The organism is Hyalangium gracile, assembly GCF_020103725.1.
GTDB lineage: Bacteria > Myxococcota > Myxococcia > Myxococcales > Myxococcaceae > Hyalangium > Hyalangium gracile.
This window is the reverse complement of the sequence record NZ_JAHXBG010000025.1, coordinates 110,530-137,076: the sequence shown is the minus strand read 5'-3', so window position 1 is coordinate 137,076 and position 26,547 is coordinate 110,530. Positions and strand designations below refer to the sequence as shown.

General features: G+C 70.4%; 22 protein-coding genes. 6 read left to right on the top strand and 16 right to left on the bottom strand.

The features are described 5' to 3' along the window. Positions 1–95 precede the first annotated feature (95 nt). The 3 genes from KY572_RS36990 to KY572_RS36980 all read left to right on the top strand — a co-directional run bounded on the left by KY572_RS36990 (position 96) and on the right by KY572_RS36980 (position 4,339). Positions 96–923 carry a mechanosensitive ion channel family protein gene (locus tag KY572_RS36990; protein ID WP_224248418.1) on the top strand — a complete coding sequence of 276 codons (828 nt, stop codon included), beginning with the start codon at positions 96–98 and terminating at the stop codon, positions 921–923. A 100-nt stretch (positions 924–1,023) separates the two neighbouring features. Beyond that, the gene (locus KY572_RS36985) at positions 1,024–1,248 is read left to right on the top strand and encodes a hypothetical protein (RefSeq protein ID WP_224248417.1); all 225 of its coding nucleotides are present in this window, start codon (positions 1,024–1,026) and stop codon (positions 1,246–1,248) included. Positions 1,249–1,390: 142 nt separating this feature from the next. Continuing rightward, complete coding sequence (locus KY572_RS36980; protein ID WP_224248416.1) at positions 1,391–4,339, top strand: DEAD/DEAH box helicase; 2,949 nt, start codon at positions 1,391–1,393, stop codon at positions 4,337–4,339. Positions 4,340–4,372: 33 nt separating this feature from the next. Here KY572_RS36980 and dusA read toward each other — a convergent pair whose 3' ends face one another. The 3 genes from dusA to KY572_RS36965 form a co-directional block, all read right to left on the bottom strand. Beyond that, positions 4,373–5,371, bottom strand: coding sequence for a tRNA dihydrouridine(20/20a) synthase DusA (dusA, locus tag KY572_RS36975; protein ID WP_224248415.1), 999 nt, complete (start codon positions 5,369–5,371; stop codon positions 4,373–4,375). A 154-nt stretch (positions 5,372–5,525) separates the two neighbouring features. Further along, a complete protein-coding gene (locus KY572_RS36970; protein ID WP_224248414.1) occupies positions 5,526–6,722 on the bottom strand; it encodes a cytochrome P450 in 1,197 nt (398 codons plus the stop codon). 96 nt (positions 6,723–6,818) lie between these two features. Next, the gene (locus KY572_RS36965; protein ID WP_224248413.1) at positions 6,819–7,274 is read right to left on the bottom strand and encodes a YaiI/YqxD family protein; all 456 of its coding nucleotides are present in this window, start codon (positions 7,272–7,274) and stop codon (positions 6,819–6,821) included. Between the two features lie 100 nt (positions 7,275–7,374). Here KY572_RS36965 and KY572_RS36960 point away from each other — a divergent pair, with 100 nt between their 5' ends. Beyond that, positions 7,375–9,159, top strand: a complete 1,785-nt coding sequence (locus KY572_RS36960) for a serine/threonine-protein kinase (protein ID WP_224248412.1) — start codon at positions 7,375–7,377, stop codon at positions 9,157–9,159. Positions 9,160–9,180: 21 nt separating this feature from the next. Here the strand turns inward: KY572_RS36960 and KY572_RS36955 are convergent, their stop codons facing one another. From KY572_RS36955 to KY572_RS36940, 4 genes are all read right to left on the bottom strand, one after another. Then, positions 9,181–9,564, bottom strand: coding sequence for a translation initiation factor (locus KY572_RS36955; RefSeq protein ID WP_224248411.1), 384 nt, complete (start codon positions 9,562–9,564; stop codon positions 9,181–9,183). A gap of 8 nt (positions 9,565–9,572) precedes the next feature. Continuing rightward, positions 9,573–10,520 carry a class I SAM-dependent methyltransferase gene (locus KY572_RS36950; RefSeq protein WP_224248410.1) on the bottom strand — a complete coding sequence of 316 codons (948 nt, stop codon included), beginning with the start codon at positions 10,518–10,520 and terminating at the stop codon, positions 9,573–9,575. A 61-nt stretch (positions 10,521–10,581) separates the two neighbouring features. Beyond that, a complete protein-coding gene (locus tag KY572_RS36945) occupies positions 10,582–11,907 on the bottom strand; it encodes a vitamin K epoxide reductase/DsbA family protein (protein ID WP_224248409.1) in 1,326 nt (441 codons plus the stop codon). Then, positions 11,904–12,230 (bottom strand): cupin domain-containing protein, encoded by a 327-nt coding sequence (locus KY572_RS36940; protein WP_224248408.1) that lies wholly within the window; start codon positions 12,228–12,230, stop codon positions 11,904–11,906. Before KY572_RS36940 ends, KY572_RS36945 begins: the two co-directional genes overlap by 4 nt. A 38-nt stretch (positions 12,231–12,268) precedes the next feature. Between KY572_RS36940 and ygfZ the strand changes: the two genes are divergently transcribed. After that, positions 12,269–13,333, top strand: a complete 1,065-nt coding sequence (ygfZ, locus tag KY572_RS36935) for a CAF17-like 4Fe-4S cluster assembly/insertion protein YgfZ (RefSeq protein WP_224248407.1) — start codon at positions 12,269–12,271, stop codon at positions 13,331–13,333. On the opposite strand, the gene KY572_RS36930 is transcribed toward ygfZ, so the two are convergent. From KY572_RS36930 to KY572_RS36905, 6 genes are all read right to left on the bottom strand, one after another. Continuing rightward, positions 13,330–13,761, bottom strand: a complete 432-nt coding sequence (locus KY572_RS36930) for a hemerythrin domain-containing protein (RefSeq protein WP_224248406.1) — start codon at positions 13,759–13,761, stop codon at positions 13,330–13,332. The two genes, ygfZ and KY572_RS36930, sit on opposite strands and share 4 nt — an antisense overlap. A 75-nt stretch (positions 13,762–13,836) precedes the next feature. Further along, the gene (locus KY572_RS36925; RefSeq protein WP_224248405.1) at positions 13,837–14,370 is read right to left on the bottom strand and encodes a hypothetical protein; all 534 of its coding nucleotides are present in this window, start codon (positions 14,368–14,370) and stop codon (positions 13,837–13,839) included. Positions 14,371–14,485: 115 nt separating this feature from the next. Next, positions 14,486–15,646, bottom strand: coding sequence for a homogentisate 1,2-dioxygenase (locus KY572_RS36920; RefSeq protein WP_224248404.1), 1,161 nt, complete (start codon positions 15,644–15,646; stop codon positions 14,486–14,488). 3 nt (positions 15,647–15,649) lie between these two features. Then, positions 15,650–16,810 (bottom strand): 4-hydroxyphenylpyruvate dioxygenase, encoded by a 1,161-nt coding sequence (hppD, locus tag KY572_RS36915; protein WP_224248403.1) that lies wholly within the window; start codon positions 16,808–16,810, stop codon positions 15,650–15,652. Positions 16,811–16,839: 29 nt separating this feature from the next. Then, a complete protein-coding gene (gene maiA / locus KY572_RS36910; protein WP_224248402.1) occupies positions 16,840–17,487 on the bottom strand; it encodes a maleylacetoacetate isomerase in 648 nt (215 codons plus the stop codon). Next, positions 17,484–18,458, bottom strand: coding sequence for a fumarylacetoacetate hydrolase family protein (locus KY572_RS36905; RefSeq protein ID WP_224248401.1), 975 nt, complete (start codon positions 18,456–18,458; stop codon positions 17,484–17,486). The genes maiA and KY572_RS36905 overlap by 4 nt, the downstream gene beginning before the upstream one ends. Before the next feature lie 417 nt (positions 18,459–18,875). Here KY572_RS36905 and KY572_RS36900 point away from each other — a divergent pair, with 417 nt between their 5' ends. Further along, a complete protein-coding gene (locus KY572_RS36900; protein WP_224248400.1) occupies positions 18,876–23,876 on the top strand; it encodes a protein kinase domain-containing protein in 5,001 nt (1,666 codons plus the stop codon). Here the strand turns inward: KY572_RS36900 and KY572_RS36895 are convergent. From KY572_RS36895 to KY572_RS36885, 3 genes are all read right to left on the bottom strand, one after another. Beyond that, complete coding sequence (locus tag KY572_RS36895; RefSeq protein WP_224248399.1) at positions 23,848–24,765, bottom strand: class I SAM-dependent methyltransferase; 918 nt, start codon at positions 24,763–24,765, stop codon at positions 23,848–23,850. The two genes, KY572_RS36900 and KY572_RS36895, sit on opposite strands and share 29 nt — an antisense overlap. A gap of 233 nt (positions 24,766–24,998) precedes the next feature. Further along, a complete protein-coding gene (locus KY572_RS36890; RefSeq protein ID WP_224248398.1) occupies positions 24,999–25,847 on the bottom strand; it encodes an alpha/beta fold hydrolase in 849 nt (282 codons plus the stop codon). 149 nt (positions 25,848–25,996) lie between these two features. Next, positions 25,997–26,503, bottom strand: coding sequence for a GspE/PulE/PilB domain-containing protein (locus KY572_RS36885; protein ID WP_224248397.1), 507 nt, complete (start codon positions 26,501–26,503; stop codon positions 25,997–25,999). Positions 26,504–26,547 lie beyond the last annotated feature (44 nt).

The window sequence follows — 26,547 nt, the reverse complement described above, 5'->3', positions numbered from 1 at the left end:
CCAGGGGATGTGACACCCGGGAGCGCTGGCCAGCCGGTTGCAGAGCGCCTCCCCGTCACGCCCGGGAGCATCCGGGCCTTGGAGAGGTGCATTGCATGAACACGGATTTCAACGCGCTCACGGCGGACCTGCTGACCAAGGGGACCAGCGTCGGCCTGAAGCTGCTGGGCGCCATCGCGCTGTGGATCATCGGCGGGTGGATGGTGAACCTGGCGGTGCGGCTGGTGCGCAAGGCCATGGCCGTGCGCAAGCTGGACGCGACGATCGCCCGCTACGCGGAGAGCGCCCTGAACGTGCTCTTGAAGGTCGTCCTCGTCGTGGCCATCCTCGGCTACTTCGGGCTGGAGACGACCTCGTTCGCGGCGGTGCTGGCGGCGGCGGGCGTGGCCATCGGCACGGCCTGGTCGGGCCTGCTGTCGCACTACGCGGCGGGCATCTTCATGGTGGTGCTGCGTCCCTTCAAGGTCGGAGACGCCGTCACCGCGGGCGGCGTGACGGGGACGGTGGAGGAGATCGGCCTGTTCTCGACGGTGATCAACACCGCCGACAACGTGCGGACCTTCGTGGGCAACAACAAGATCTTCTCGGACACCATCCAGAACTACTCGGCCAACGCGCACCGGCGCGTCGATCTGGTGGCGCAGCTCAGCCACTCGGACGATCACCGCGCGGCCATCAAGATTCTGGCGGAGCGGCTGGCGCAGATCCCCAACGTGATGCAGACCCCCGCCCCCGCCGTCTTCATCGACCACTTCACCATGGCCGGGCCCGTGCTGGCGGTGCGTCCCTTCTGCCACACGAACAGCTACGGGCAGGTGTACGCCGACACCAACCTGGCCATCCGCGAGGCCGGCTTCTCCATCCCGGAGACGCACTCGCGCGTCATCACCGCCGTCCCCGCGCCCCAGCGCCAGGTGGCCTGAAGTCCTTCGCTGTCCCAGGGGGGCAGGCGAGCGGGAGGCCCCCGACGGCTTCCCGCTCGCCCACCGATGGGTGACGGGCTGCTGGAGTAGAGTGTCCCGCGTGAACTCCCTCATCATCCGTGTGGTGTGTGGTGTGCTCTTCGCCGCCCTGGTGCTCGGCGTGGTGGCCCATCCACCGGCCAACCTGACCCAGGGACTGGGCATGCTGCTGCCGGGAGCCTTCCTGCTGAACTTCGCCCTCCGAGGCCCTCGCCGCTCGCTCATCCCGAAGAAGCAGGGCCCGGCCAGCGCGCCCTCCGCGTCGACCGAGCCCCCACCGCACTGAGTCCGCGGCCCTACGCGGCTTGCAGGCGCCGCGCGAAGCTCAGGTCCAGATTGCCCGCGGGGCGCCCCACCGAGCATCGTCCAGAATCCTACGGACATGCGTTGCGTGGCGGCGCCGTGAACGCTAGGGAGTCGCGACTCCCATGTCCGTGAACGCCCAACTGCTCGAAGCCGTTCGGAAAGAAGCCCGCCCCGGAATCTGGACCAACGGGGTGAACCTCGCTCGCTCGGGCGCCGTGGCGCTCCAGGCCCGGAGCGGCAGTGAGATCGAGCTGCGGGTGCGAGCCCCCGGTCGCTCGGTGCCCGTCACCGTCGTCCTGTACCCGGGCGACGAGGCCTGGGAGTGCGACTGCCCCAGCCGCGTGGATCCCTGCGAGCACGTGGTAGCGGCCGCCATCTCCCTGCAGCAGGAGGAGACCCAGGCCAAACCCCTGGAGGCTGTCGCGAGCAAGTGGTCCCGCGTGGTGCACCGGTTCACCCGCGTCGAGGGCGGGCTGCAGCTCGAGCGCACGCTGGCGCACGCGGACGGGACGGAGGAGGCCCTGGATGGCAGCCTGGCCTCCCTGATGGCGAAGCCCACCCAGGCCGCCACGCTGCAGGTGGAGCAGTCGGACCTCATCACGGACAGGCTGCTGGAGCGGCGCACCCGCGGGGCGCTGTCGCCGGAGAAGCTGGATGCGCTGCTCACGGCGCTCGAGCCCGCGCGGAACGTGCTGCTCGATGGGCGACCCGTGGCGATCTCCGGTGAGCGCGTCCTTCCCAAGGCGATCGTGGAGGACCAGGGCGCGCAGCTGGTGGTGACGGTGACGCGCGATCCCCGCGTGGTGGAGGTGCTCAGTCCGGGCGTCGTGCTGTGGGGAGACTCGCTGGCCCGCCTGGGCGAGACGGCGATGACGGGCCCGTGGCTCCAGAACCTCCCCATCGTCCGCACCTTCGCGCCGGAGCAGCTCGGCGAGGTGACGTCGAAGGTGCTCCCGGACCTGGCCCGGCGCATCCCCGTCGAGGTCCGCAGCCGGCGCCTGCCGCCCATCGACCGCGAGCTGAAGCCGCGCATCCAGCTGGAGCTGCAGCAGCTGGAGCAGGGGCTGTCGGTGCTGCCCACGCTCGTCTACGGCTCGCCGCCGGTGGTGCGGATCGACAGCGGCCGGATGGTGTACCTGCGCGGCGCGGTGCCCCTGCGCGACGAGGCGGCCGAGCAGCGGCTGCTCCATCAGCTCCGGGACGAGCTGAACCTGGTCCCCGGCCGGCGGCTGACGGTGCAGGGCCCGGAGATGGTGCGCTGGGCGGACAAGCTGCGGAAGTGGCGGGGAGACCTCACGGGAGACGCGGCGGGGCTGGTGAGTCCGAACGTCCGGCTGCGGCCGCTGCTCAAGGTGGACTCCGCCGTGCTCGAGTCCGGCATTCCGGACGTGCGCTTCACGCTCGAGTTCCAGGTGGAGGGCGGCAAGGGCGAGGCGCAGACCGTGGACGCGGCGGCGGTGGTCCGGGCGTGGTCGGAGGGGCTGGGGCTGGTGCCCTTGGATGGGGGAGGCTGGGCGCCGCTGCCTCGCGCGTGGCTGGACAAGAACGGGCAGCGGGTGGCGGATCTGCTGGCCGCGCGGCAGGCGGATGGGAAGGTCTCCAACCACGCGCTGCCGGAGCTGAGCGCGCTGTGCGAGACGCTCGAGCAGCCACCTCCGCCGGGGCTGGACAAGCTGGCGCCGATGATCGAGGGCTTCGAGAAGCTGCCCGCCCCGACGCTGCCGGGCGACCTGACGGCGACGCTGCGCCACTACCAGCAGCAGGGCGTGAGCTGGCTCACCTTCCTCAAGTCCACGGGGATGGGAGGAATCCTCGCGGACGACATGGGTCTGGGAAAGACGCTGCAGACGCTGTGCGTGCTGGGAAAGGGCTCGCTCGTCGTCTGCCCCACCAGCGTGGTGGCGAACTGGGCCGCGGAGCTCAAGCGGTTCCGTCCGTCGCTCAAGGTCTGCGTGTACCACGGGCCGGGCCGCGCACTGGACGGGGCCGCCGACGTGACGCTCACGACGTACTCCATCCTGCGGCTGGATGCGCCGGTGCTCTCGGGGCGGACGTGGGAGGCGGTGGTGCTGGACGAGGCCCAGGCCATCAAGAACCCGGAGAGCCAGGTGGCTCGCGCGGCGTTCGGGCTCAAGGCGAGCTTCCGGCTGGCGCTGAGCGGCACGCCGCTGGAGAACCGGCTGGAGGAGCTCTGGAGCCTGATGCACTTCGTGAACCCGGGGCTCCTGGGTGGGCGCCGGCAGTTCGAGGACAAGGTGGCCCGGCCCATCTCCGAGGGCCAGCCCGAGGCCGCGAACCAGCTGCGCCGCCGCATCCGTCCGTTCGTGCTCCGGCGCCTGAAGCGGGATGTGGCGCCCGAGCTGCCGCCGCGCACCGAGGCCGTGATGCACGTGTCGCTGGATGAGCGCGAGCGCTCCGTCTACGACGCGGTGATGGCGGCGACCCGGAAGGAAGTGGTCGCCCTGCTCAACGAGGGCGGCAGCGTGCTCAAGGCGCTGGAGGCCCTGCTCCGGCTGCGGCAGGCGGCATGTCACCCGGCGCTCGTGCCGGGCCAGCAGGCCAGCACGTCGTCGAAGGTGCAGACGCTGGTGGAGGCGCTCAGCACGGCCGTCTCGGATGGCCACAAGGCGCTGGTGTTCTCGCAGTGGACGTCGCTGTTGGATCTGCTCGAGCCGCACCTCAAGGCGGCGGGCATCGGCTTCGATCGCCTGGACGGCTCGACGGCGAACCGTGGCGAGGTGACGTCGAAGTTCCAGGGTCCCGATGGCGCGCCGGTGCTCATCATGTCGCTCAAGGCGGGCGGCACGGGCCTGAACCTCACGGCGGCGGACCACGTGTTCCTGATGGACCCGTGGTGGAACCCGGCGGCGGAGGCCCAGGCGGCGGACCGCGCGCACCGCATCGGCCAGGAGCGCCCGGTGATGGTGTACCGGCTGGTGTCCCAGGGGACGGTGGAGGAGCGCATCCTCGGGCTGCAGGAGAAGAAGCGCGCGCTCTTCGAGGCGGCCTTGAGCGAGGCGTCCGCGGCGACGGCCATCACCCGCGAGGACCTGCTCGAGCTGTTCGCCTGAGCGGCCAACCTGTCTGCTTGTCGGACAGGTTGCTCAGGCCGCGACTTCGGCCGGAGCCGCCCGAGGCACCAGCGCGAGCGCGGCGGCGACCACCTCGGGGCCTGCCCCGGGCTTGTGCACGTTCTCGCTCAGGTACCGGCGCCAGGCCCGAGCCCCCTGGAGCCCCTGGAACAGCCCGAGCATGTGCCGGGTGATGGCATTGAGCGGCGCCCCATCCCGCCGGCGCTCCTCGATGTACGGGAACATCCCCTCCACCACGGCATGGCGATCGCGCGGAGCCTCCGTGGAGCCGAAGAACCGCCGGTCCGCCTCGGCCAGGATGTACGGGTTCTCGTACGCGGCTCGGCCGATCATCACGCCATTCACGTGCCGCAGATGCTCGGCCGCGGCGTCCAGGGTCTTCACGCCTCCGTTGATGCTGATGTCGAGGTTCGGGAACTCGGACTTGAGCCGGTAGACCAGCTCGTAGCGCAGCGGCGGAATGTCCCGGTTCTCCTTCGGGCTCAGCCCCTGCAGCCACGCCTTGCGCGCGTGCACGATGAAGCGCGAGCAGCCCGCGGCCGACACCCGCCGGATGAAGTTCTCCAGCGTCGGCCACTCCTCCATCTCGTCGATGGCGATGCGCGACTTGACCGTCACCGGGATGCGCACCGCCTCGCGCATCGCCCCTACCAGCCGCGCCACCAGCTCGGGCTCGGCCATCAGGCACGCGCCGAAGCGGCCGGACTGCACGCGGTCGCTCGGGCAGCCCACGTTGATGTTGATCTCGTCGTAGCCCCACTCCTCGCCGATGCGCGCGGCCTCGGCCATCTTCTCGGGCTCGGAGCCCCCGAGCTGGAGGGCCACCGGGTGCTCCGCGGACGAAAAACCCAGCAGCCGCTCGCGGTCGCCGTGGATGACGGCGCCCGTGGTGAGCATCTCCGTGTAGAGCAGCGTGTGCCGGCTGAGCTGGCGGTGGAAGTACCGGCAGTGCCGGTCGGTCCAGTCCATCATCGGCGCCACGCACAGTGGCATGGGGTAGGACAGCATCATGAGAGAACCCGAGGGAGCCTCCCCTGCATCCTGGCCTTGGGAGCCTCCGCGGTAGACGCATCTACCCTGCTTTCCCCTCCCCGCCCACCCCTTCTGTCAGCCACCTCCCCTTGCATGGGGCAGAGCAGCCCCCCGCCCCCCTGCCAGCCCTGCCTCAGGCCGGGTGCAGCACGACGGGCAGCGTCCCCGGCCCACGCACCACCAGCGTGCGGTGCCACGTCATCGGCTCGGGGCCGCGCTCCAGCCGGCCCACGCGGTTCAGGAACGCCTCCAGGGCCAGCCGGCCCTCCATCCGCGCCAGCTGCACGCCCAGGCAGAAGTGGGCGCCGTGCCCGAAGGGGAGGTTCTGCGGACCGGGCCGGCTCATGTCGAAGCGCTCGCCGTCCGGGAAGTGCGCCTCGTCGCGATTGGCCGAGGCCAGCAGCACCAGCATGGGCGCGCCCTTGGGCAGCCGGACGCCGCCCAGCTCCACCTCTTGCGTGGTCATCCGGGGCGCCGTCTGCGCCGGGGGCTCGTAGCGCAGCACCTCGTCGATGAAGGCGGGGATGAGCGAGCGGTCCGCCTTCAGCCGCGCGAACAGCTCCGGCTGCTCCAGCAGCACCACGATGGAGAAGCCCAGCAGGTGCACCACCGTCTCGATGCCTCCCACCAGCAGCAGGGAGAGGAAGGCGATCAGCTCGTCCTGCGTCAGGGCCACGCCATCCACCCGGGCCCTCAGCAAGTCGCTCACCATGTCGTCGCCGGGCTCGCGCTGGCGCTGCTCCAGCAGCTCGCCGAAGTAGCGGCGCAGGTCCGCCACGGCGTCACGCGCCAGCTGCTTCTTCTCGTGGTCGTCCGGGCGCACGGTGGTGACGCCGCCGGTGATGAGGTCCGCCCAGCGCTTGAGCCGCGAGTGCAGCGCGGGGTCCATCCCCATCAGATCGCCGATGACGAAGGCGGGGATGCGCAGCGCGTACGGCGGCATGAGGTCCAGCGGCTGCCCCAAGGGCAGCTCGGCCACGGTCCGCTCGGCGAAGGTCCGCACGCGCGGCTCCAGCCGAGCCATGGCGGCGGTGCCGAAGGCCCGGTTGACGAGCGCCCTCAGCCGCCCGTGCTGCGGCGGATCCAGGGTGATCATCGACTCGGAGAACGGGTTGCCGCCGAGCCACGGCGGGTTGGTCGCCACGCCGAAGCCCCGCGAGGAGAACAGCTGCGGGTTCTTCAGCACGTACATCACGTCGTCGTACCGGGACACGGCCCACATGCCGCCCGGGTCCACCTGGCAGACGGGGGCGTTGCGGCGCATGTCCGCGTACGCGGGATAGGGGTCTACCTTCAGCTCTGGAGACAGCAGGTTGTAGCGAGCACTCATGATGTGGAAGCCGGAATCTGTCTCCCGGGTAGGCCTTTGTCCCAGCACCCGGAGTCATTCGCAATCCACACACACTGTACGAGCGTCGTGGCAGGATCAGCGTGGCTTCAGCAGGCGGGTCAGCTCGCGGTCCAGCGTCGCGGCGAACTGCTGGCGGTCCTGAGCGGAGAAGCCTCCGGGGCCTCCCGTCATCACGCCGCTGTCTCGCAGCTCCTGCATGAAGTTCCGCACCGAGAGGCGCTCGGCGATGTTCTCCTCGCTGAAGAGCTCGCCTCGCGGATCCATCACCACCACACCCTTGGGGACCAGGAGCGCCGCCAGCGGAATGTCCTGCGTGACGGCGAGGTCCCCCGCCTGCGCCGAGGCGGCGATGTGTGTGTCCGCCACGTCCAGCCCCGCCCCCACCTGCACCGTGGAGACGAACTCCGAGCGCGGCAGCGTCAGGCGCTTGTTGGCCACGAAGACGGTGGCAATCCGCAGGCGCTGCGCGGCGCGCAGGAGGATGTCCCGCACCGGTCCCGGACACGCATCGGCGTCGACCCAGATCTTCATAGGCCCGGCATCCTGGCGAGAACGCCCCGGCGCCGTCCAGGCGTCCTTCCGTGGCGGCAGCCGTGAAGTCCCTGGCCGTGACAGGTAGGATGCGGGGCACATGGGGCTTCAACCTGGAGATCGCTTCGGCCGGTACGAGCTCGTATCGCGGCTCGGCCACGGAGGCATGGCCGAGACGTGGCGGGCGAAGCTCCTGGCGGCCGCCGGCATCACCAAGCCCGTGCTCATCAAGCGGATCCTCCCCGAGTACGCCAGCGACTACGCCTTCACCTCCATGTTCATCAGCGAGGCGCGCATCACCGCCACGCTCTCCCACGGCAACATCGCCCAGGTCCACGACTTCGGAGAGGTGGACGGAGAGTACTTCCTGGCCATGGAGTTCGTGGATGGCCGGCCGCTGGACCGCATCATCAAGCGCGCCCAGCGCTCGGGCCACGGCGCCTTCCCCACGCCGCTGGCCATCTTCATCGCCCTCGAGATGAGCCGGGGCCTGCACTACGCCCACACGCGGGTGGATGAGAGCGGCAAGCCCCTGGGCATCGTCCACCGGGACATCTCTCCGGACAACGTGCTCATCAGCTACGAGGGCCAGGTCAAGATCGTCGACTTCGGCATCGCCAAGGCGCGCATGCAGCGCAACTTCCAGACCGAGCCGGGGATGGTGAAGGGCAAGTACCTGTTCTTCTCTCCGGAGCAGGCGCGCGGCGAGGAGGTGGATGGGCGCACCGATGTGTGGGCCACCGGCGTCGTGCTCTACGAGCTGCTGTGCGGCCGGCTGCCGGTGACGGGCCCGGAGTACGTGGCGATCCCCAAGCTGATGTGTGGCGCGTTCCCCCGCCCGAGCGTCCTGCGCCCGGACCTGCCCGCGAAGCTGGAGGCGCTCGTGATGAAGGCGCTGGCGCTGAAGCGGGAGGAGCGCTTCGAGTCCAGCCACGCCTTCGGAGACGCGCTCACCGGCTACCTCTACTCCTCGACGCCCCGCTTCTCCGCGCTGTCGCTCTCCCACTTCGTCCAGGAGCTGTTCCGGGAGGACCTGAGCGCCGAGGGCCGCGTGGTGCAGGTGCCCGCCTCGTTCCACGAGGAGCTGGCCCAGTGGCGCCTGCCGCCCACCGCGCCCACGCAGCCTGCCGAGCCCGTGACGCAGCCCCTGCCTCCTGCGGTGGACACGGAGACGCTGCCCGTGGAGCCCCCCTCGGAGTCCACGCGGATTCCGGTGGTGCCGCGCCGAGGGCGGAAGGTGCGGGTGCGGGTGCGGCGGCGCCACTCGGGCCTGGTGTGGACGCTGCTCGCGGTGGTCGCGGTCGCCGGACTGGTGCTGGCGGGGGTCGAGCTGCGCCCCGATCGGCTCGTGTCCGAGTGGCTGGACGCCACCTTCCCGCTTCCCAAGGTGACGCCGACAGCTGGAGCTGCCACCGTGGCGAGCAGCAACCCGGCTCCTCCGCAGCCCCGCCCTGCCACGGAGACGGCGCCCGGGACCGCGACGCCGCCCCAGGAGCCGGTGAAGCCGGGCACGGAGGGCTACGAGGCCGCAGCGCCCTCCACGTCCGAGAAGCCCCGTCCTCCGCAGGAGGCCCCACCCGCGCCCGCGCGGCAGCTCACGAAAGCCGAGGCGAAGGCCGCGTGGGCCATGGCCGAGAAGGCGCGCGTGCTCATGCGAAAGGCGAGGTTCAAGGAGGCCGCCGAGGAGCTCTCCCGCTGCCTCGAGCTCGATCCCCACCACGGGGACTGCCGGAGGCTCAACTCGGACGTGCTCATGCAGCTCGGCCAGCCGGACCGGGCGCGCCATCACATGCAGGAGTACCTGCGCAACCCTCCGACGGAGCGTCCGCCCGACCTGCCGAAGAAGCCGCTCCCCTCCTACTCGGGAGCCCACGAGCCCCTCTGAGCCAGGAGCGCGCGCGGCGGCTCAACCCACCACGACGCGCCGCACGCCTCGGGCCTCCAGGAGCGCGGGCAGCCGGTCGCGGTGATCGCCTTGCAGCACCAGCGACTCCTCCTCCACCACCCCACCGCAGCCCAGCGAGCCCTTCAGCGCCTTGAGCCACACCTCGCGCTCCGCGAGCGGCAGCCCGAGCTGCTCCACCACTGTCACTTCCTTCCCGCCGCGCCCCTTGCGCTCCATCCGCACCACCGCGCGCGCCGGCCCCTTGCGCTCCTCCGCCTTCTCCGGCGCCTTCGCGGGCTCGGGCCTCGAGGGCAGCTCCTCGCGCTTGCCGGCCAGCCCCGCGAACGGGTTGTTGAACGGTGCCGCGGGAGCGGCGGGCTCGGGCTTCTTGTCTTTCTTTCCCATCGTCGTGCTCACCGCACCCGGCGGATCCAGAAGCTCCCCGGCCAGCTGGCGGACTCCCGGTAGGAGGAGAAGGCCTCGCGCAGGCGGTCCGGGTGCTTCAGGTGCATGAAGCTGCCGCCCCAGAGCACCTCGAAGCGATCATTGAAGGTCAGGAACGCCTGCAGCGCGTACTGCTCCGTCCAGAACCGGCGGTGCTCCAGGATCCACGGCTTGGGGTACTCGGCCGGCAGGAAGATGTCGTGGAAGTGGACGACCACGCCCGGCTGGAGCCGCGGGAGGATCTCGAGAATCTCCACCTGGACGTCGCTGCCCACCTTGAGCACGTGGCTGGAGTCGATGAAGAGGATGTCGTTGGCCTCCAGGCGCGCGAACTCCGAGAGCGGGATGTGCTGGGCCTTCACCGGCTCGAGCCGCGTCAGCCCCGGGAAGCCGGCCCGCAGCACCTCGCTCGGATAGGGCTCGAACGCCACCAGCTCGCAGCTCGTGCCCCGCTTCTCGGCGTTCACCCGACAGGCCCGCGCGGACAGCCGCGTCGAGAAGCCCGAGCCGATCTCGAACAGCCGCCGGGGCGCCAGCTCCCGCACCAGACAGTAGAGGATCTCCGCGTCCACCGAGCCGAAGGCATCGTTGCGCAGGTAGAACTCGTGCGGCACGGCGGTGGGCGTGCGCGGCAGGGCCTCGTACTCGGCGCGGTACTTCCCGGACAAGCGCTCGAGCAGGGCGAGCTGCTCCGCCTCGCGCATCTCCACCCCCACCAGCTCCGAGGGCTTCTCCCAGAGCGAGTCCGGGAGCGCCCCCGTGTCGGGGATGGGCTGGTAGAAGTGGTTGGGGGTGACGTGGTAGCCGCGCCGCTCGAAGACGGGGAACAGCCGCGGATCCTCCAGCACCCCGAGCCGCTTGCCGCCCGCGATGAAGCCACGGGCCAACAGCTCCTTCAGGCGATACGTGATGGGCATAGGGCCACCCCGATGGGGAGGGGGGACCATAGCACCCCTCCCCGGGCCGACAGCCGTGGACTCAGTGCGAGTGGGCCATCGAGAGGTTGGGCGGAGGCAGCACGCGGAACGCCGGGGCGTTGGCGTCTCCCCCGGCCATCACCAGCGCATAGAGGAACGGCACGCTGGGCATCACCTCGCGTCCGTTCACCACCACGAGCGGCGTGCCGTCGATGTGGTGCTGCTGCGCGTAGGCGATGTCCTCCTGGAGCCACCGGGAGGTGTCCGGGCTGTTCACGCACGCCTCGAGCTGCGAGCGCGTCACCGACGAGCCGGACGAGGCGATGCGCATCACGTTGTCGATGGTCAGCGCGCGCTGGTCCGCGAAGAGCTTCTCGCGCAGCGTCCAGAAGTCCGGAGCGCTCTCCAGGCAGATGGTGGCCTTGACCGCCAGGCAGCGCAGCCCGCCGTCGGTGTGCTGCGGAGGAATGGCGGGGTTGCAGCCGCCATCCAGCGGGTAGTGGCGGGCCTCCAGGGACATCTTCCCCTCGGGCACGCGCTTCTTCATGGCGGACATGGCCTCCACCAGCATCTTGCAGTGGGGACACAGGGGGTCCGTCCACTCGACGATCTTCACGGGCGCGTCCACCGGGCCCTCACGGCGGCGGGCGGCCGCCTTGGCCGGCAGCGGCTTGCCCTGGCGGTACTGCGCGAGCGCGTTGGACACCTGCTGCTGATCCCTCGCGGGCAGGCCCCGCAGGTACGCCTCGAGCGAGGCCGGATCGGCGGTGATCTCCGGCAGCGACTCCTCGGCGGCCGAGGCCTTGGGGGTGGCGCGGCCCGGAACGCTCAGGGCGATGAAGCCGGCCACGGCGAAGCCACCGGACCACTGGAGCGCCCGGCCCCACTCTCCAGCCAGGGGAACCACCGGACCGGGCAGCCCCTTCCAGGCCACGAGGGCGAAGGCGAGCACGAGCCCGTAGGTGCCCAGGCACGTGAGGCACACCGCACCCGCCGAGGCGCTCACGCCGCCGAGCAGGGCGCTGGTCACCACGCCGACGGCGGCCGTCATCCTCAGGCCGTTGACGGCGGGGCGCACGGTGTGGCCGCTCTTGCGCCACGCCAGGTACAGGCCGGCCAGCCCGGTGGCCACCAGGCCCCAGAGCAGGCCCAGGCCCGCCACGGGGATGCCGAGCGTGTCGTGCACCTGGCTGGCGAAGGGGGTGTTCCAGACCGTCTCACAGTTGACGCGCTCGTTGACGCTGCACACGGTGGCGCCGCCGGCTCGCAGGGTGAGCAGCTGGGACCACTGGAAGAGGGCGAGCGCGCTCTCGGCAAGCCCCAGCACCAGCAGCGCCACGGCGCCGCGGGAGGGAACGGGAGGGGGCGGGTTGGCCTTCTTGCTCATGCGTGCTCCGGAGGCGGGGTCATCAGCACGAGGAGCCGGGCGTTGTCCGGCCCTTCGTTGGTTACGCCGTGCTCCACCCCGGCGGGGGCGAAGACGGAGGCACCGGGGCCGTGGGACTCCTCCTCGGCGCCGATGCGGAAGCGGCAGCGCCCGTCCAGCACGACGTACACCTTGTCGGACATGGGGTGCCGGTGGGGTTTCTGGGCCTGGCCTGGGGCCAGGCAGTAGACGTCCAGGAAGAAGCGCCCGGACTGGAACACGTTGTGCTTCTGGAGCTTCTCGGCCGAGAAGCCTTGGAAGGCGGACAGGTGCTTCACATCCATCGTGGCATTCGCTCCTGGGCGTCTATATAGCGACGGGCATGGAACCGCTGACGCTTCATTTTCTTCACGAGCAGGCGGGCGCCCGCTTCACGGAGGTGGGAGGCCGTGAAGTGGCGGCCGATTATGGAGACTCGGAGGCCGAGTATCGAGCGGCACGAGAGGCCGTGGCGCTCCATGACGCCTCCTACCGGGAGACGCTCCGGATAACGGGGGAGGACCGGGCCAGCTTCCTGCACGGCATGGTGACGCAGGACGTGAAGGGCCTGGCCCCCGGCGCGGCGGCCTACACGGCGATGATCACGGCCAAGGGAGCCATGGTAGCGGACGCCCGGGTGCTCAAGCGGGAGGCGGACCTGCTGCTGGACATGGAGCCGGGGCAAGGCGCCAAGGTCCGGGAGTTCCTGGAGAAGTACCTCATCTCCGAGGACGCGGAGCTGCATGAGGCCACGGGCGAGTGGGGCCTCCTGAGGCTGCTCGGGCCCCGGACGGCCGAGGTGCTGGGTGCCGCGCTGGGCAGCCCCTTCGAGCCGCTGGCGGCCAACGCCACCCGGGCAGCCCCCCTGGCGGGGGCGCAGGTGCTGCTGGTGGGCCACCCGAGCTTCGAGAAGCATCAGGTGGACCTGCTGGTGCCCCGAGGGGCGCTGGAGGCGGTGTGGAAGGCGCTGGTCCAGGCCGGTGGGGCGCACGGGCTGAAGCCGCTGGGCTTCCAGGCGCTGGAATTGCTCCGGGTGGAGGCGGGGGTGCCGCGCTTCGGGCAGGACATGGTGGAGACGACCATCCCGCTGGAGGCGAACCTCACGCACGCCATCTCCTACAACAAGGGCTGCTACATCGGGCAGGAAGTCATCGCCCGAGCCACCTTCCGCGGCCACATGAACCGCAAGCTGGCGGGCCTGCTGCTGGGTGAGGTGGAGGCCCGGCCGGGGACGGAGCTGCGCAAGGGCGAGAAGAAGGTGGGCTGGATTACGAGCGTGGTGCGCTCTCCGGTCCAGGGGCAGCGGGTGGCACTGGCCTATGTGCACCGGGACCACCTGGAGCCGGGCACGGAGCTGACGCTGGCCGAGGGGCCCACGGTGAAGGTAGCGCCGCTGCCGTTCAGCTAGGGACTCGAGGTTCGGGCCCTGGCACCGACGCGCCGCTCGTAGAGTGGATAGAGGGTCTTCTCCTCGGACGCGATGCGCGAGGCGAGCACGGTGCTGAGGGCGCCCCAGCCGGCCCGGAAGCGCTCGAGGTGGAAGCTGGCCTCGTGCCGGGAGACGAAGTCCCGAAGCGACTCGGTGATGCGCTGCATGTTGCTGGCGAAGGTCCGGGCCGTCTCGAGCATCCGCTCGTCCTGGCTCACCTGGGCCGCGCGGATGAGCCCGGGGTAGATCTCCTGATCCTCCAGGGAGAGGTGGGCGCGCAGCACCTGGGACAGCGAGGCGAGCACCCCGCGCGCACCGGCCTCGTCCCCGCGCGCGAGCATGTCGTCCATCTGCCCGGCCAGCCGGATGAGTTCCTGGTGCTGCTTTCGCAGGGTGTCGATCAACAAGGGTCGCCTTTCCCCGGGATCTTCGCGCAGGGGGCTCCCCAAAGCGAGAGTGACCTCAGGATTCGAAGCGCCGGCCTACGGCTTCGCCCCGATGGCGTTGCCAATCGCAGGGGCCGACTGAGGAAAGGGCCCCCGCGCCAGTTCCTGGCCCGAGGGGCTCAGCGCCTGGGCGACGACCTGGTCGAACCCCTTCTTCAGCCCCAGCTCATCGTGAGGGTGGCCCTTCGAGTCAGCCACCAGGAAGAAGGAGGACTCCAGATCGACGGGCGGCGCCTCGCCCTTCTCGCGGAACAGCCGCCGCATCTCCTCGAGCGACGAGCGGTAGCTCTTGACGAGTTCCTTGCGAGCCAGCCCCTTGAAGAGGCCCGGGACATCTCGCAGGTCCACGTGGACGACGATGATGGGCTGCGCCCCCCGCAGTCCGTAGATGAACGGATAGGCCGTGGTGCGGAGCTCGTCACGGGTGCCACGGTTGGCGTACAGCACCAGCGCTGGCCTCCCCTGTCCGACGGGGACCTGCCGGCCGAGCACGTCCGTCGACTCGGCTGCATGCGCCGGAATGGTTCCCAGCAGGCCCAACAGACAGATGAGTGCCGCGATGGTCTTCATGTGCGGGTGTCTCCTTGAGGGTGGAAGCGCCGTGGCTTTCCGAACCCCGAGGGACTCCCGGCAATGCCCGTGCTGACAGCCGGGCAGACAAGCGCCCTTCTCTCCTGTACCAGCCCTACGGGATGAAGCTGTTCTGGTAGTTCGGATCCTCGACCGTGAGCGCCGCCGCCGTGGGGTGCAGCGGCAGCGTCGTGTCGAGCATCACCGCCAGCTCGTTCGTCGTCTTGTGGCCGATGCTCCCCTCGTAGGCGCCCGGGTGCGGCCCGTGCGCCACGCCGATCGGGTGGTGGCTCACGCTGCCCGGCCCCACGCCCTTCCGGCTGGTGAAGTTCCCCCGGCAGTAGAAGAGGAACTCGTCACAGTCCACCGAGCTGTGCGGGTACGGGCACGGAATGGCCTCCGGGTGGAAGTCCACCACCCGAGGCACGAACGAGCAGATCAGCGCCCCGCGCGCGGCGAACGTCCCGTGCCACGTGGGCGGCAGGTGCACCAGGCCCGCCCTCGGCTGGAAGTTCAGGATGGGGAACGCCCACGGGTACACCGTCCCGTCCCACCCCACCACGTCCAGCGGCGAGTGCTGGTAGCGGAACCCGTGGAACACATCCCCGCGCTTCACCACCAGCTCGCGGATGCCCTCGTCCTGCGGCCCGGTGAACTCCACCACCTTGAAGTCCCGGTGGCTGTAGGGCGCGTCCATCCGCAGCTGCCCCACCTCGTTGCGCCACTGCCGGGGCAGGTGCAGCCCGCCCTTGCACTCGATGGAGAGCCAGTACTGCGCCACGCCCTTGTCCGGGATGAACCGGTGCACCATCCCGTGCGGCACGAAGACGTAGTCCTCCGCCGTGAAGCGCAGGTCCCCCAGCGGCGTGCGCAGCACCCCGCTGCCCTCGTGGATGTAGAAGAGGTCGTCCCCGTCCGCGTTGTTGAAGTAGACGGGGTCCTCCTCCGTGGGGTGCACCACCCCGAGCGTCACGTCGGCGTTGAAGAGCAGCGGCACCCGCGCGTCGATGGGCGCCCCACCCACGCGCTTGAGCTCCTGCGTCTTGTAGTGCCGCTTGGCCAGCGCGCGCCCCGTGACGGCCTCCGGCGCCTTCCACCCATGCCCCGCCTCCGACAGGCCCTGCGTGTGCGGAGCCTTCTGGTGGTAGGCAATGGTGTAGGGCCCCTCGAACCCGTCGCGGGTGATGCACTCCTCGTACATCAGGGTGCCCTTCTCATCCCTCAACTGGATGTGGTGCTTGCGCGGCACCTTCCCGACGACGCGACGCTCGAACATGGCCTAGATCCGCCCTTCCGCCTTCTGCTGGCGCTCGATGCTCTCGAACAGCGCGCGGAAGTTTCCGCCGCCGAAGCCCTGGTCTCCCTTGCGCTGGATGATCTCGTAGAAGAACGGGCCCGCGTTCGGATCCTTGTAGAGGCTGGCCGCGTCCTTCATGAAGATCTGCAGCAGGTACTGGTGCTCCTTGTCGCCGTCGATGAGGATCTCCAGCTCGCGCAGCCTCTGGATGTCCTCGTCGATCTTCTTGATGCCCATGCGCTGGATGCGCTCGGGCAGCGCGTCGTAGTAGGAGCCCGGCGTGGGCATGAACTGGATGCCCGCCGCCTCGCGCATCGCCTTCACCGAGCCGATGATGTCATTCACGGTGAGGGCCAGGTGCTGCACGCCGTCGCCGCGGTGGTCCTCGTTGAAGATGTTGATCTGCGAGGCCTTGAAGTAGGGCCGCAGCGGCTCGTTGTTGGCGAACTTCACCTTGCTGTTCGGATCCCACACCACCGTGGAGCGCAGGCCCGAGCCATGGCCCATCTTCTTCTGCGCCACGTCCTCGGTGTGGAACTGGATGCCCCAGAACGTCTCGAAGCCCATCACGTGCTCCATCCACAGGAGCATGGGCTTCATCGTCTGGAAGTTGCAGGTGATGTGGTCGACGCGGCCGAAGCCGTAGCGGTTCTGCCCGCCCTGGGGCGTGGCGTGGGCCTGGAAGCCCGGGTACAGCGCGCGGTAGCCGTCCCGCTGGATGAAGCGGAAGGTGGTGTCACCGAACGGGGTGGTGATGGAGAACATGGCCAGCTTGCCGCCCCGCTCGTCGGAGAAGCGCTGGATGTCCGTGATGAAGGTGGCGTCCCGCTTCTCGAGCAGCCGGAACGTCTTCTCGATGTCCTCCACCTCGTAGTTGATGGTGCCCACCCCATCCGGGTGCTTGCGCAGGAAGCGCCACGCCCGCCCGCCCTCGCCCACCGGCTGGCTGACGATGAGCACCACGTCCCCGGCCTGGAAGACGGCCGACTTCTGCTTGCCCGCCTTCTCCAGCTCCGGCGAGGACACGCCCAGCTCCGCGAAGTCCATCCCCTTCGTGTAGAAGCGGCGGCTGCGCTCCAGGTCGTGCACGTACCAGTGCACGCTCTCGATCATCTTGATGCCCAGCGACTCGATCTTGGCCATGGTTGGCTCCTCCAAGAAATCTCGAACTGTCAGGCCGGCACCGCGTCGGGCTGCCGGTCGGGATGCGCCGCCTGGAAGGCGGGAAGCTTCTCGCACGCTGCTTCGATGCGCGTGAGCGTGGGATAGGGCGTCAGGTCTACTCCAAAACGCCGGGCCCCGTAGAGCTGGGGAACCAGGCAGATGTCCGCCAACGACACTGTGTCCCCCATGCAGTAACTGCCCGCCGTCTCCTTTACCGCCGCCTCCAGCGCCGTCAGGCCCCGCACGTTCCAGTGCGCCGCGAACGCCTTGTCGTCGCTCCTCAGCTCGCCCTTCACGAACTGGAGCACCGACAGGTTCTGCAGCGGCTGGATGCCCGAGTTCACCATCTCCGCCAGCATCCGCGTGCGCGCGCGCAGCAGCGGGTCGGCCGGCAGCAGCGCGGGCGTCCGGTAGCGCTCCTCCAGGTACTCCAGGATGGCGAGCGACTGGGAGAGCCGGCGCACCACGCCTCCCTCCTCGAACTCCAGGGTGGGCACGGTGCGCATGGGGTTCAGGGCACGGTAGGCCTCCGCGTTCTGCTGCCCGCCGTCCTTGAGCAGGTGCACGGCCTCGTAGCTGTAGGCCAGCCCCTTGAGGTTCAGCCCCAGGCGCACCCGCCACGAGCAGGACGAGCGCCAGTAGCTGTACAGCTTCATCGCTTCACCACCTTCTGCGAGATGCGGCCGAACAGGCTCTTGCCCGCGCCGTCCAGCACCTCGATCTGGATGGTGTCTCCCGGCTTCATGAAGGGCGTCTTCGGCTTGCCCTCCTCGATGGTCTCGATCATCCGCCGCTCGGCCAGGCAGGAGATGCCGCGCGCCCGGTCCTCGTTGGACACGGTGCCGCTGCCCACGATGGTGCCCGCGGTGAAGCCGCGCGTCTTGCAGATGTGCTGGATGAGCTCGGGGAAGGAGAAGTGCATCTCCCCCGCCTCCGTGTCGCCCACGAGCTGGCCGTTGAGGGTGGAGCGCACGCGCATGTGCAGCCGCCCCTCCTTCCACGCCGGCCCCAGCTCGTCCGGGGTGAGGGCGAAGGGGCTGAAGGCGGTGGCGGGCTTGCTCTGGAAGAAGCCGAAGCCCTTGGCCAGCTCGTCCGGGATGAGGTTGCGCAGCGACACGTCGTTGCAGAGCATCACCAGCCGGATGTGCTTGCCGGCCTCGGCGGCCTTCGTGCCCTGGGGCGTGTCGCCCAGGATGACGCAGACCTCGCTCTCGAAGTCCAGGCCCCACGCCTCGTCCCCCAGCGGGATGTCCGCCGTGGGCGCCAGGAACTCGCCCGAGCCGCCCTGGTACACCAGCGGATCCGTCTTCAGCGTGGGTGGGGGCTCGGCGTTGCGCGCCTTGCGCACGAGGATGACGTGGTTGAGGAACGCGCTGCCGTCGATCCACTCGTAGGCGCGGGGCAGCGGGGCCAGCAGCGCGCTCACGTCCAGCGGGCGGCTCTGCACGGTCCCCGCCTCGAGCTGATCCGCCAGGGCGCGCAGCTGCGGCTCCGCCCGCGCCCAGTCATCCAAGGCGTTCTGCAGCGTGAGGGCCACGGGGGTGGCCAGGGCGTACGCCGTGCTGTCGCGGTTGACGACGATCAGCCGTCCGTCACGAGTCCCATCCTTGAGGGTGGCGAGCTTCAATGCCGGGCTCCTGGGCGGCCGAGGAGGAAACTGCCAGGCTGCCGCCTTGCGCCGGGCTTTTCGGCTGTGGGCCTGGGGGTGTCAAGCCACACGCGAATGGCGGACCTCGCGTGTGGGTTCTCGCTCCCAGAAGTCAGGCCCCGGGTGATGGGGTTCCGCTGATCCCAGGAGTCCCTGCGCGGGGCTGTGCGCACTGCGTCAAGGATGCTCGTCCGGCTGCTCTCCGAGCCGGCGTGGGCCCCCTTGCGAGCAAGTGGGATGGAACCCGCGCAGGTTTGTTGAACGCCAGGACGGCGGATCCGCGTCGGTCTCCGCTGACCCCTTGGCATGGACCGTTCCGGCACCAAGCTTGTCGCAGGGACGACGCGCAGCCGACCGCATTGCCGCGGCAATGCGCTGGGAGGGCGAGGGCACCGAATGGCAGACGGCTTTCCACAGGCCAGCGCCGCTCATGGAGAACCTCTCCCCGGGCGGCGCCTGGGCAACCGCTTCGAGATCCTCCAGCGCATGAAGGCGGGCCGGGGAATCTCGACCTGGCTGGGGAGCGACCTGCGCACCGGGGGCCGGGTCGTCATCAAGCTGACACCTACAGGCACCCTGGCCCCCACCGCGCGCCAGCGGCTGGAGCACGAGGCGGCGGTGCTGGCCGAGCTGCGCAGCAGCTTCCTGGCGCCGATGATCCACATGGGCGTGTCGGGAGATCTCCTCTACCTGGTGACGCCCTACATCCCCGGGGAGACGCTCGAGGAGCGGCTCACACACGGCAGCCTCACCCTGGCGGAAGTGCTCACCCTGGGACAGTGCATCCTGGCCGCGCTGGCCGAGGCCCACCGCCACGGCGTGCTCCACCGGGACGTGAAGCCCGCCAACATCATCGTCGACGGCCAGCCGCTGGAGCGCGCCACCCTGGTGGACTTCGGCCTGTCGCGCAGCGAGCGGCTGGATCCGTCGCTGAGGGACCTGCCGGTGGGCACCGCGCGCTACCTCTCGCCGGAGCAGGCCGGGCTGCTCAACCGTCCGGTGGAGACGACTTCGGACCTGTACTCCGTGGGCATCGTGCTCTTCGAGGCGCTCTCGGGCCGTCCCGCCTTCGACGGAAGCTCCGTGGGCGAGGTGCTGCGCCAGCACCTGGCGGCGCGCCCGAAGCTGCGCAGCGGCGGCGTGGAGGTGCCTCGCGCGCTGGAGGAGCTGGTGGGCCGGCTGCTCCAGACGGACCCGACGGACCGGTACCAGTCCGCCGAGTCCGCCCTGGCGGATCTGCGCGCCCTGGACGAGGCCATCTCCCAGGGCGAGGCGGAGCCGGAGCTCGTCACCGGCTCGCATGACCACCGCCGCAGCCTCACCGAGCCCTCCTTCGTCGGCCGCCACGAGGAGCTGGCGGTGCTGGAGCGCGAGCTGGAGCGCACCCGCTCCGAGCCGGGACGGCTGGTGGTGGTGGAGGCGGAGTCCGGCGGCGGCAAGAGCCGGCTGCTGGAGGAGCTCTCCGCGCGCGCCGTGCACCATCGAGCCTGGGTGCTCCAGGGCCAGGCGCTGGATCAGGCCGCGCAGCGGCCCTTCCAGCTCTTCACCGGCGTGGCCGCCAGCATCGCCGCGGCGGCGCGCGAGAAGCCCCTGCTGGGCGAGCTGCTGCGCCAGCGACTGGGAGAGCAGGCCTCGGCGCTGTCCACCGTGCTGCCTCAATTGGAGCCGGTGCTGCGCCCGGCGCCGCAGGAGAGCCTGGGCCCCGAGTCCTTCGGCGAGAGCCGCGGCATCCGCGCCCTCACCGCGCTGCTGGGAGCGCTGGGCACGGAGGCGGAGCCGGCGGTGGTGCTGCTGGATGACTGCCAGTGGGCCGACGAGCTCACGCTGCGGGCCATCGAGAGCTGGCAGCAGAGCCGGAGCGATGGGCACGCCATGCTCGTGGTGTCCTTCCGCAGCGAGGAGGCGGGGCCCGGCCACATGCTGAGGCGGCTGAAGCCCAGCGTGCACCTGCGCCTGGCGACGTTCGGCGCCGCCGACGTGGCGCGCATGGCCGAGTCCATGGCGGGCGCCCTGCCCCCCGAGGCCACGGAGCTGGTGGCCCGGCTGTCCGAGGGCAACCCCTTCATGGCCTCGGCGGTGCTCCACGGGCTGGTGGAGGACGGCGCGCTGGTGCCCGGCCCCGAGGGCTGGCAGGTGGATCCGGACGCGATGGCGCACGTGCGCTCCTCGCGGCAGGCGGCCTCCTTCCTGGTGCGCCGGCTGAAGCGGCTGCCGGCCGATTCGCTGCGGCTGCTCTCGGTGGGCGCGGTGCTCGGAAAGGTCTTCGACTTGGAGCGCGTGGCGGCGCTGTCGGGCACGCACCGCGAGCGGGTGGAGGCGGCGCTGGCCGAGCCGCGACGGCGCCACATGCTGTGGGAGGACAGCCGGGACCGGTACACCTTCGTCCACGACAAGCTGCGCGAGGCGCTGCTGGGGCTGCTGCTCCCGGACGAGCGCAAGGAGCTGCACCGGCTGACGGCGCGCGCCATCGCCAGCAGTCCGATGGCGGACCCCTTCGAGCTGGCCTACCACTTCGACGCCGCGGGCGAGTACACCCAGGCCCTGCCGTACGCGCTGGGGGCGGCGGAGAAGGCCCGGCAGCAGTTCGCCCTGGCCACCGCCGAGCTCAACTACCGCATCGCCGAGCGCGGCGCCGCCGGCGCGGACACCAGCACCCGCTACCGCATCGCCGCGGGGCTGGGCGACGTGCTGATGCTGCGCGGCCGCTATGAGGAGGCGCAGCCGCAGCTGGAGCTCGCCCAGAGCCTGGCCAGCACCCGCGTGGAGCAGGCGCGCACCTGGTCCAAGCTGGGAGAGCTGGCCTTCAAGCGCGGCAAGGGAGACGAGGGCAACGCGGCGCTCGAGAAGGGGCTGAAGCTGCTCGGGCGCTGGGTGCCGGACAGCAACGCCCTGCGTGGGATGGGCGCCGTGTGGGAGATGGCCGTCCAGGCCGGACACACGCTGCTGCCCAGCCTGTGGCTCGCGCGCCGGCCGCTGGAAAACAGCGAAGAGGACCTGCTGGCCGTCCACCTCTATAGCCGCCTGGCCTATGGCTACTGGTACCAGCGCGGGCGCATGGCCGTGCTCTGGGCGCACCTGCGCGAGCTGAACATCGCCGAGCGCTACCCGCCCACGCCCGAGCTGGCCCAGGCCTACTCGGAGCACTCGCCCGTGGCCACGGTGCTGCCGTGGTTCGAGCGCGCCATCGACTACGTGGGCCGCTCGCTGGCGATGCGCCGGGAGATGGGGGACCTGTGGGGCCAGGGCCAGTCCCTGCACTTCTACGGGCTGGCCATGTACTGCTCCGGCCGCTTCGAGCAGTGCATCGAGCGCATCCGCGAGGCCATGCGCCTGCTGGAGCGCACCGGCGACCGGTGGGAGGTGAACAACGCCCACTTCCAGCTCGCCATGGCGCTCTACCGGCTCGGTCGGCTGAAGGAGGCGCTGAGCTCCGCCCAGCAGCTCCACCAGGCGGCGCTGGCCATCGGAGATCGCTACGCGGCGCGGCTCGCGCTGGAGGCGTGGGGCAAGGCCTCCGGGGGCCGCCTTCCGCGCAGCCTGCTGGAGGCGGAGCTGGCCAACCCCAGCGCGGACCCGCAGTCGCGCGCGGGCGTGCTCATGGCCGAGGCCATCCGCCAGCTCCACGAGGGCGACGCGGAGGGCGCCGTCACCACGCTCGAGCAGGCCGAGCGGCTGGTGGAGCACACCCACCTGCGCAATGAGTACGTCTCGTCCGTGCCGGGCTGGCTCGCCACCGCGCGGCGCCGTCGCCTGGAGGGCATCTCCTCGTACGCGCCCGCCCGGCGCGCGGCCCTGCTCGCGGAGGCCGAGCGCACCGCGGAGCGAGCCCACAAGGTGGCGCGCACCTACCGCAACAACCTCCCCCACGCCCTGCGGGAGAAGGGCCTGCTGGCGGCCATGAGCGGCCGCACCCGGAAGGCCCGCCGCTGGCTGGACCAGAGCCTCCAGGTGGCCGAGGAGCTGAAGATGCGCCACGAGCGCGCCCAGACGCTGCTGGCGCGCGGACAGGTGGGCCGGGAGCTCGGCTGGCCCGAGGCCGGGGACGATCTCCGGGCGGCCACCCGGGAGCTCCAGGACATGGAGCAGGGACTGAGCGAGGAGTCGCTCGCCCCCGGCGCCACGCCCGAGCGGCTGGAGACGCTCTCGCTGGCCGATCGCTTCCCCCGCGTGCTGGAGGCGGGCCGACGCATCGCCTCGGCCCTCACGCGCGAGGCGGTGTTCGAGGCGGTACGCCAGTCCATGCTGGAGCTGCTGCGCGCGGAGCACTGCGTGGTGCTGGACCCCGCGGACGTGCTGCCCGAGGACGTCCGGGCGGCCGAGGGCGTCAGCCGCACCGCCATCACCCGGGCCCTGGAGACGGGGCGCCCGGCCATCATGGGCCAGGGCATGCCCGGCGGCGTGAGCGACAGCATGGAGATGATCGGCGTGCGCTCGCTGCTGTGCGCGCCGCTGCAGGTGCGCGGCAAGACGGTGGCCTGCGTCTGCGCCAGCCACCGCCAGGTGGGCGAGCTGTTCAGCGAGGACGAGGAGAAGCTCACGGGCTTCATCACCACGCTGGCCAGCGTGGCGCTGGAGAACGCGGAGGGCTTCGAGCGCATGGCCGCCCTCTCCGAGGAGCGGGGCCGGCTCTACCGCGAGGAGCAGGAGGCGGTGCGGCGCCGCGACGACTTCCTCTCCATCGCGGCGCACGAGCTGAAGACGCCGCTCACCTCGCTCCAGCTCCACCTCCAGGGGCTCATGTCACAGGTGCGGCAGACCGCCCAGACGATGCCGCCCGAGCGCGTGGCCAACAAGCTGGAGTCGGCCAACATGCAGACGCAGCGCCTGGGCCGGCTCGTCAACGAGCTGCTGGACATCTCGCGCGTGGCGCAGGGCCAGCTGCTCGGCAAGCTCGAGGAGGTGGACCTGGTGACACTGGTGCGCGGCGTCGTCGAGCGCGCGCGAGAGATGCTGGCGCGCGCCGAGTGCCCGGTGGAGCTGTACGCCACGGGCAGTGTGGTGGGGAAGTGGGACGCCATGCGCCTGGAGCAGGTGGTGGGCAACCTGCTCACCAACGCCACGAAGTACGGGGCGGGCAAGCGCATCCAGGTGACCATCACCTCGGACGCCACGCACGCCCGGCTCCAGGTCAAGGATGAGGGCATCGGCATCGCCCCGGAGGACACCGCGCGCATCTTCGAGCGCTTCGAGCGCGCCGTCTCCGTGCGTCACTATGGCGGGTTCGGCATCGGCCTGTGGCTGGTGCGGGAGATCGTCCAGGCGCTCGGAGGCACGGTGGAGGTGGAGAGCACCCCGGGTCAGGGCGCCACCTTCACCGTCACCCTGCCCCTGAGCGGCCCCGAGCAGCCCGCCGCGGCGGACAAGCCGCTCAGCGCCGCGTCAGCTCCAGGTAGATGACGTTCTGCTCGCTGTCGCGGAACATGCGCGTGGAGGCCAGCTGCATCGGATCGATGTCCAGGGTGAGGGCCTGCATCTGGTCCTCATCGCGGTAGATGAGCCACCAGTCCATGAAGGCCTCCAGGTAGCCGGCCTCCGGGCAGGTGGCGAAGTTGGCCACGAGCAGGCGCCCACCCGGGTTGAGCATGTCGAACAGGAGCTGCGTCAGCCGCCGGGCGGTGTTGTCGGACAGGTAGTCGTACAGGCCCGCCGAGTAGGCGAGGTCCAGGTGTCCGAACACGGTGCGGCCCGTGAGCAGGGCGCGCACCGAGCCGCACACCGGGCGGATGGCCGTCTCCGGGTGCTGGCGCGCCACCTCGGCCAGGCTCATCGGATCCTGGTCGAAGGCGATGAACTCGCCGACGCGGTGCTCCTTCACGGCGTGGGACAGCTCGGCCTCTCGCAGGTGCCCACAGGCGACGGAGAGGATGCGGGGCCTGTGCACCTGCGAGGCCACCGTGTCGATCTCCCTGGCCAGCAGCACCCGCCGCTCCCGCACGCTGCGAGGGCTCGGCTGCTGGTACATGAAGCGGTAGATGTGGCCCCCGGGGTGGAGGTGGTGCTCCTCTCCCACCCGCTCGGCGTAGAGGTAGTCGATGAGTGCCGCATCCCCCGCGTAGCCCCGTGGCCGCTCATAGCCGTGGCGCGTGAAGGGGCACTGGTGGAGCAGCTCTCTCAGCGGGTGGACCCTCGCCGCCTCGAGACAGAACTTGCGCCAGTCCTTGCGGCTCCATTGTCGGCGCAGGTGGAAGAGACCGTGGTGCAGGGTCAGCATCCCCGCTTGCACATCTCCCCCATTGGCGAGCTGTCTGTAGATGCCATCCAGCCAGGAGGTCGCTTGAGCGAGCATCTCGCCCTGGCTTGTCCAGTCGGAGACCGGCGCGACCAGGGCGTTCCGCCCGATGCCGCGGACGAGCTCCGACGTCTTCAGTCGTAGAGGAAAGGGATTGTGCATCAACACGAAAACGCGAGATGCCCATGTAGGCCATTCCAATCCTGCCCCCTGGTGCAATGGGTGCTCCCTCGGCAGCCAGTAGACATGGCGCCCTGCGTCAGGACAGCAGACACGACGCGCGAGGGTTGCTACGGTGGCGCGGCGGAGGCCATCACGCCGAACTCCTCCTGCCGAGGCGCGAGCCCGGACAGGAACCGGTGGATGGCCCGGTTCACCAGCTCCGGCTGCTCCAGGTTGGACATGTGCCCCACGTGAGGCAGCAGCACCAGCCGCGAGCCCTGGATGCGCGTGTGCAGCGTCTCGGCCATCTCCGGCCGCGTCACCACGTCCTCCTCACCCACCAGGATGAGCGTCGGCGTGCTGATGCGCGACAGCTCCTCGGTGACGCCTCGCCGGGTGATGACGCCCTGCATGGCCCGCCAGACGTCCCGCGGGTTCTGCAGCAGCTGCCGGCGCAGCTCCTCCCGCTCCGCGGCCCGCGCCGGATCCTTCATGAAGGTCTGCCCGAAGTAGATGGACATGAGCCGGTCCACCACCGGGCGCAGCCCCAGCCAGTGCGTCGTCGCCGTGAGCAGCCAGTAGCGCGACAGGTTCCACAGCGACTCGGAGCACGCGGAGGTGTCCAGCAGCGTCAGCGAGCGCAGCAGCTCCGGGTGGCGCGCCGCCACGCGCAGCCCCACGAAGCCGCCCATGGACAGGCCCACGAAGTGACAGGGCGCCAGCCCCAGCGCCTGGATGAAGGCCACCGCATCTTCGTAGACGGTGCGCAGATCGATGCCCTTGCCCGGCGGAGCCGTGCTTCGACCCTGTCCGCGATGGTCATAGGCGATGCAGCGATAGCGCCCCTTCAGGGCCTCGATCTGCCGGGAGTAGAGGTTCGAGTTCCACAGCAGCCCGTGGCTGAAGACGATCGGCTCGCCGGGCCCACCCGTGTCCTCGTAGTAGAGCTGCACACCGCGAATGGTCAGGAAAGGCATGGTGTCTGGGAGAGGGAGTCAACCAGGAAGCGGAACCCCGCGAGCACGCCTGATGCTTCCCGCGTGCCACACGGGTCTGGCACAGGGCCCCCGCTCGGGAACGCATGCGCCTGGACATCCGCCTGGCCTCTGGGAGCAGGCGGCCAGGCTCAGCGGTAGCGGCTGTGGTCCCACCGGAAGTCCTCCTCCGGAGGCAGCTCGATGGGCTCCACGTGGCGCCCGGCGATGAGGCCGTGACGGCGCAGGGTGCGCTCGATGTCCTCCTGGAACGCGAGCACGGGCTGGACGATGAGGCTCGTGGCGAAGGACACCTCGTCAATGAGCTTCAGGTTCTCCGGCTGGTGCGTGGCGATGAAGATGGAGCCCCGCGAGCCGGTCTGCCGCAGCTTCAGCGGACAGATGCGCAGGCGGGAGACCACCTCCGCCGGCACCGCATGGATGATGGAGGCCGGCACCTTGTCCAGCTGATCCGAGCGGATGAATGGCACGTTGAGGTGGCCCGCCAGCAGCCGCAGAAACACCTCGCGCGGCAGGATGTTCAGGCTGAGCACCGCCTCGCCAAACTTGCACTTCCACTGTGACTGGTACGCCAGAATGGTCTGCACCTGCTCGGGCGTCAGGGCGCCGTTGTGAACCAGCCACTCTCCGAGTCGCATCCTGGGCACGCCTCCACCCCCCGACAAAACGCTCTGCCAGTGCG

Coding starts and splice junctions, on each gene's coding strand:
- KY572_RS36990 (WP_224248418.1), top strand. CDS start 96: ATGAACACGGATTTCAACGCGCTCACGGCGGACCTGCTGACCAAGGGG.
- KY572_RS36980 (WP_224248416.1), top strand. CDS start 1,391: ATGTCCGTGAACGCCCAACTGCTCGAAGCCGTTCGGAAAGAAGCCCGC.
- dusA (WP_224248415.1), bottom strand. CDS start 5,371: ATGATGCTGTCCTACCCCATGCCACTGTGCGTGGCGCCGATGATGGAC.
- KY572_RS36970 (WP_224248414.1), bottom strand. CDS start 6,722: ATGAGTGCTCGCTACAACCTGCTGTCTCCAGAGCTGAAGGTAGACCCC.
- KY572_RS36965 (WP_224248413.1), bottom strand. CDS start 7,274: ATGAAGATCTGGGTCGACGCCGATGCGTGTCCGGGACCGGTGCGGGAC.
- KY572_RS36960 (WP_224248412.1), top strand. CDS start 7,375: ATGGGGCTTCAACCTGGAGATCGCTTCGGCCGGTACGAGCTCGTATCG.
- KY572_RS36955 (WP_224248411.1), bottom strand. CDS start 9,564: ATGGGAAAGAAAGACAAGAAGCCCGAGCCCGCCGCTCCCGCGGCACCG.
- KY572_RS36950 (WP_224248410.1), bottom strand. CDS start 10,520: ATGCCCATCACGTATCGCCTGAAGGAGCTGTTGGCCCGTGGCTTCATC.
- KY572_RS36945 (WP_224248409.1), bottom strand. CDS start 11,907: ATGAGCAAGAAGGCCAACCCGCCCCCTCCCGTTCCCTCCCGCGGCGCC.
- KY572_RS36940 (WP_224248408.1), bottom strand. CDS start 12,230: ATGGATGTGAAGCACCTGTCCGCCTTCCAAGGCTTCTCGGCCGAGAAG.
- ygfZ (WP_224248407.1), top strand. CDS start 12,269: ATGGAACCGCTGACGCTTCATTTTCTTCACGAGCAGGCGGGCGCCCGC.
- KY572_RS36925 (WP_224248405.1), bottom strand. CDS start 14,370: ATGAAGACCATCGCGGCACTCATCTGTCTGTTGGGCCTGCTGGGAACC.
- KY572_RS36920 (WP_224248404.1), bottom strand. CDS start 15,646: ATGTTCGAGCGTCGCGTCGTCGGGAAGGTGCCGCGCAAGCACCACATC.
- hppD (WP_224248403.1), bottom strand. CDS start 16,810: ATGGCCAAGATCGAGTCGCTGGGCATCAAGATGATCGAGAGCGTGCAC.
- maiA (WP_224248402.1), bottom strand. CDS start 17,487: ATGAAGCTGTACAGCTACTGGCGCTCGTCCTGCTCGTGGCGGGTGCGC.
- KY572_RS36900 (WP_224248400.1), top strand. CDS start 18,876: ATGGCAGACGGCTTTCCACAGGCCAGCGCCGCTCATGGAGAACCTCTC.
- KY572_RS36895 (WP_224248399.1), bottom strand. CDS start 24,765: ATGCTCGCTCAAGCGACCTCCTGGCTGGATGGCATCTACAGACAGCTC.
- KY572_RS36890 (WP_224248398.1), bottom strand. CDS start 25,847: ATGCCTTTCCTGACCATTCGCGGTGTGCAGCTCTACTACGAGGACACG.
- KY572_RS36885 (WP_224248397.1), bottom strand. CDS start 26,503: ATGCGACTCGGAGAGTGGCTGGTTCACAACGGCGCCCTGACGCCCGAG.